This is a genomic window from Microbacterium sp. zg-YB36 (assembly GCF_024623575.2).
GTDB lineage: Bacteria > Actinomycetota > Actinomycetes > Actinomycetales > Microbacteriaceae > Microbacterium.
Map to the genome: position 1 here is coordinate 1 of NZ_JANJFD020000018.1, position 5488 is coordinate 5488.

At 54.6% G+C, this 5488-nt stretch carries 3 rRNA genes; all 3 read left to right on the forward strand.

The window, feature by feature from the left end:
- Positions 1 to 206 precede the first annotated feature (206 nt).
- The 3 genes from NQ151_RS16710 (at position 207) to rrf (ending at position 5477) form a co-directional block, all read left to right on the forward strand.
- Positions 207 to 1728 (forward strand): 16S ribosomal RNA (locus NQ151_RS16710).
- Positions 1729 to 2152: 424 nt separating this feature from the next.
- Positions 2153 to 5256 (forward strand): 23S ribosomal RNA (locus tag NQ151_RS16715).
- Between the two features lie 104 nt (positions 5257 to 5360).
- Positions 5361 to 5477: ribosomal RNA gene (gene rrf, locus NQ151_RS16720) — 5S ribosomal RNA — on the forward strand.
- Together the 16S, 23S and 5S rRNA genes form the textbook arrangement of a ribosomal RNA operon.
- Positions 5478 to 5488 lie beyond the last annotated feature (11 nt).

Here is a 5488-nt window from a genome sequence, read left to right on the forward strand (position 1 = left end):
AGGAGCATCCGATCCTTGAGAACTCAACAGCGTGCACTTGTCAAATGCCAAATAACCTCGTCCCAGCTTTGGCTGGGTGAGATTCCTTTGGATCAAAGTCCGATTCCCTTTGGGGGGTCGGCAACGGATAAGTCAGTAATGACATCCATTTGGTCAGTTCAAACTCGCTGCTTCGGCCTTTTTCCGGCTGTTGTATGCATTTTTCTTTTACGGAGAGTTTGATCCTGGCTCAGGATGAACGCTGGCGGCGTGCTTAACACATGCAAGTCGAACGGTGAAGCAGAGCTTGCTCTGTGGATCAGTGGCGAACGGGTGAGTAACACGTGAGCAACCTGCCCCGGACTCTGGGATAAGCGCTGGAAACGGCGTCTAATACTGGATACGAGCTGCGACCGCATGGTCAGCAGTTGGAAAGAATTTCGGTCTGGGATGGGCTCGCGGCCTATCAGCTTGTTGGTGAGGTAATGGCTCACCAAGGCGTCGACGGGTAGCCGGCCTGAGAGGGTGACCGGCCACACTGGGACTGAGACACGGCCCAGACTCCTACGGGAGGCAGCAGTGGGGAATATTGCACAATGGGCGAAAGCCTGATGCAGCAACGCCGCGTGAGGGACGACGGCCTTCGGGTTGTAAACCTCTTTTAGCAGGGAAGAAGCGAAAGTGACGGTACCTGCAGAAAAAGCGCCGGCTAACTACGTGCCAGCAGCCGCGGTAATACGTAGGGCGCAAGCGTTATCCGGAATTATTGGGCGTAAAGAGCTCGTAGGCGGTTTGTCGCGTCTGCTGTGAAATCTGGGGGCTCAACCCCCAGCCTGCAGTGGGTACGGGCAGACTAGAGTGCGGTAGGGGAGATTGGAATTCCTGGTGTAGCGGTGGAATGCGCAGATATCAGGAGGAACACCGATGGCGAAGGCAGATCTCTGGGCCGTAACTGACGCTGAGGAGCGAAAGGGTGGGGAGCAAACAGGCTTAGATACCCTGGTAGTCCACCCCGTAAACGTTGGGAACTAGTTGTGGGGTCCATTCCACGGATTCCGTGACGCAGCTAACGCATTAAGTTCCCCGCCTGGGGAGTACGGCCGCAAGGCTAAAACTCAAAGGAATTGACGGGGACCCGCACAAGCGGCGGAGCATGCGGATTAATTCGATGCAACGCGAAGAACCTTACCAAGGCTTGACATATACGAGAACGCTGCAGAAATGTAGAACTCTTTGGACACTCGTAAACAGGTGGTGCATGGTTGTCGTCAGCTCGTGTCGTGAGATGTTGGGTTAAGTCCCGCAACGAGCGCAACCCTCGTTCTATGTTGCCAGCACGTAATGGTGGGAACTCATGGGATACTGCCGGGGTCAACTCGGAGGAAGGTGGGGATGACGTCAAATCATCATGCCCCTTATGTCTTGGGCTTCACGCATGCTACAATGGCCGGTACAAAGGGCTGCAATACCGTAAGGTGGAGCGAATCCCAAAAAGCCGGTCCCAGTTCGGATTGAGGTCTGCAACTCGACCTCATGAAGTCGGAGTCGCTAGTAATCGCAGATCAGCAACGCTGCGGTGAATACGTTCCCGGGTCTTGTACACACCGCCCGTCAAGTCATGAAAGTCGGTAACACCTGAAGCCGGTGGCCCAACCCTTGTGGAGGGAGCCGTCGAAGGTGGGATCGGTAATTAGGACTAAGTCGTAACAAGGTAGCCGTACCGGAAGGTGCGGCTGGATCACCTCCTTTCTAAGGAGCATCTGGCACCCTCGGGTGTCCAGGCGCCAGATTCGAGACATACGTTCTCGACTGGTAGCTCATGGGTGGAACATTTGACTTGGTGCCGGGGAGTGATCTTCGAACTCAGTACGCTGCTTGCAGCTGGAACGGTTGGGGGTGAGCGATACGGCACATGCACGCTGTTGGGTCCTGAGGGACCGGATGCGCACTGACCTTCGGGTTGGGTGCAGACGAACCTCAGGACCTGCTTTTCGTTTCCGGCTTTTGCTGGTTGCGGGAGTGGGTACCGCCCGTACTTTGAGAACTACACAGTGGACGCGAGCATCTTCGAGACGATTTATCGTCTCGATCGATGATCTTAAAGATCATTAGTCAATTTCTGATCCAAGCCTTTATGGCTTGGGTTGCGAGTTTTGATTCAAACTCATGTGATTTTCAAGTCTTTAAGAGCAAACGGTGAATGCCTTGGCATCTGGAGCCGAAGAAGGACGTAGCAATCTGCGATAAGCCTCGGGGAGTGGATAAGCACACTTTGATCCGAGGGTGTCCGAATGGGGAAACCCCGCTGGGCGGCGTGCCGACCTAGTGACTCCCGCCTGAATATATAGGGCGGGTAGAGGGAACGTGGGGAAGTGAAACATCTCAGTACCCACAGGAAGAGAAAGCAACCGCGATTCCGTTAGTAGTGGCGAGCGAAACCGGAACAGGCTAAACCGAGTACGTGTGATATCCGGCAGGAGTTGCGTATTCGGGGTTGTGGGACTTTTCTGGCTGGTCTGCCGATCAGCCGGCGTTACAAGAAGGTATAGACGAACCGCATGGAAAGGCGGGTCATAGAGGGTGACAACCCCGTAGTCGAAATGCCTCTCTTGACGCGAAGAGTATCCCAAGTAGCACGGGGCCCGAGAAATCCCGTGTGAATCTGTCAGGACCACCTGATAAGCCTAAATACTCCCAGATGACCGATAGCGGACAAGTACCGTGAGGGAAAGGTGAAAAGTACCCCGGGAGGGGAGTGAAATAGTACCTGAAACCGTTTGCTTACAAACCGTTGGAGCCTCCTTAGTAGGGGTGACAGCGTGCCTTTTGAAGAATGAGCCTGCGAGTTAGCGATATGTGGCGAGGTTAACCCGTGAGGGGTAGCCGTAGCGAAAGCGAGTCTGAATAGGGCGATTCAGTCGCATGTCCTAGACCCGAAGCGAAGTGATCTATCCATGGCCAGGTTGAAGCGACGGTAAGACGTCGTGGAGGACCGAACCCACTTAGGTTGAAAACTGAGGGGATGAGCTGTGGATAGGGGTGAAAGGCCAATCAAACTTCGTGATAGCTGGTTCTCTCCGAAATGCATTTAGGTGCAGCGTTGCGTGTTTCTTGCCGGAGGTAGAGCTACTGGATGGCCGATGGGCCCTACAAGGTTACTGACGTCAGCCAAACTCCGAATGCCGGTAAGTGAGAGCGCAGCAGTGAGACTGTGGGGGATAAGCTTCATAGTCGAGAGGGAAACAACCCAGACCACCATCTAAGGTCCCAAAGCGCGTGCTAAGTGGGAAAGGATGTGGAGTTGCTTAGACAACCAGGAGGTTGGCTTAGAAGCAGCCACCCTTGAAAGAGTGCGTAATAGCTCACTGGTCAAGTGATTCCGCGCCGACAATGTAACGGGGCTCAAGCACGCCACCGAAGTTGTGGCATTGATATTATTGGTAGGCCTTCGTGGTCCAGCCGTATTGATGGGTAGGAGAGCGTCGTGTGGCCAGCGAAGCGGCGGTGTGAACCAGCCGTGGAGGCTACACGAGTGAGAATGCAGGCATGAGTAGCGAAAGACGTGTGAGAAACACGTCCTCCGAAAGACCAAGGGTTCCAGGGTCAAGCTAATCTTCCCTGGGTAAGTCGGGACCTAAGGCGAGGCCGACAGGCGTAGTCGATGGACAACGGGTTGATATTCCCGTACCGGCGAAGAACCGCCCAAACTAATCCAGTAGTGCTAAGTATCTGAATCCCAGTGATGGATCCCTTCGGGGTGAAGCGTTGGGCCTAGCGTACGACCCCATTCTGGTGCGGTTAGCGTATTAACAGGTGTGACGCAGGAAGGTAGCCCAACCCGGGCGATGGTTGTCCCGGGGCAAGTGCGTAGGCCGAGTGATAGGCAAATCCGTCACTCATACAGGCTGAGACACGATGCGGATAAAAAGTGGGTGATCCTATGCTGCCAAGAAAAGCATCGACGCGAGGTTCAAGCCGCCCGTACCCCAAACCGACTCAGGTGGTCAGGTAGAGAATACCAAGGAGATCGAGAGAATCGTGGTTAAGGAACTCGGCAAAATGCCCCCGTAACTTCGGGAGAAGGGGGGCCTTCGACGTATTAGGACTTGCTCCGAAAGCGTTTGGAGGCCGCAGAGACTAGTGGGTAGCGACTGTTTACTAAAAACACAGGTCCGTGCCAAGTCGCAAGACGATGTATACGGACTGACGCCTGCCCGGTGCTGGAAGGTTAAGAGGACCGGTTAGCCGCAAGGCGAAGCTGAGAATTTAAGCCCCAGTAAACGGCGGTGGTAACTATAACCATCCTAAGGTAGCGAAATTCCTTGTCGGGTAAGTTCCGACCTGCACGAATGGCGTAACGACTTCCCAACTGTCTCAACCGCGAACTCGGCGAAATTGCACTACGAGTAAAGATGCTCGTTACGCGCAGCAGGACGGAAAGACCCCGTGACCTTTACTACAGCTTGGTATTGGTGTTCGGTGTGGCTTGTGTAGGATAGGTGGGAGACTTTGAAGCATGGACGCCAGTTCATGTGGAGTCATTGTTGAAATACCACTCTGGTCACTCTGGATATCTAACTTCGAACCGTAATCCGGTTCAGGGACAGTGCCTGGTGGGTAGTTTAACTGGGGCGGTTGCCTCCCAAAAAGTAACGGAGGCGCCCAAAGGTTCCCTCAACCTGGTTGGCAATCAGGTGTCGAGTGTAAGTGCACAAGGGAGCTTGACTGTGAGACTGACAGGTCGAGCAGGGACGAAAGTCGGGACTAGTGATCCGGCAGTGGCTTGTGGAAGCGCTGTCGCTCAACGGATAAAAGGTACCTCGGGGATAACAGGCTGATCTTGCCCAAGAGTCCATATCGACGGCATGGTTTGGCACCTCGATGTCGGCTCGTCGCATCCTGGGGCTGGAGTAGGTCCCAAGGGTTGGGCTGTTCGCCCATTAAAGCGGTACGCGAGCTGGGTTTAGAACGTCGTGAGACAGTTCGGTCCCTATCCGCTGCGCGCGTAGGAAGTTTGAGAGGATCTGACCCTAGTACGAGAGGACCGGGTTGGACGAACCTCTGGTGTGTCAGTTGTTCCGCCAGGAGCACCGCTGATTAGCTACGTTCGGGATGGATAACCGCTGAAAGCATCTAAGCGGGAAGCCGGCCTCAAGATGAGACTTCCATGCCTTCGGGCGAGAGGCTCCCAGCCAGACTACTGGGTTGATAGGCCAGATGTGGAAGTGCAGCAATGCATGCAGCTGACTGGTACTAATAAGCCGATGACTTGATAACACACCCGTTTGAGGTGCTACGCGTCCACTGAGTGGTTCTCGATGTACGGTCGAGAACCGCACCAACAATTTTTGTTGTGTGCATGACTGAAACATCAATAGTGTTTCGGCGGCCATAGCGAGAGGGAAACGCCCGGATCCATACCGAACCCGGAAGCTAAGCCTCTCAGCGCCGATGGTACTGCAGGGGGGACCCTGTGGGAGAGTAGGACACCGCCGGACTTCTTTCGTGA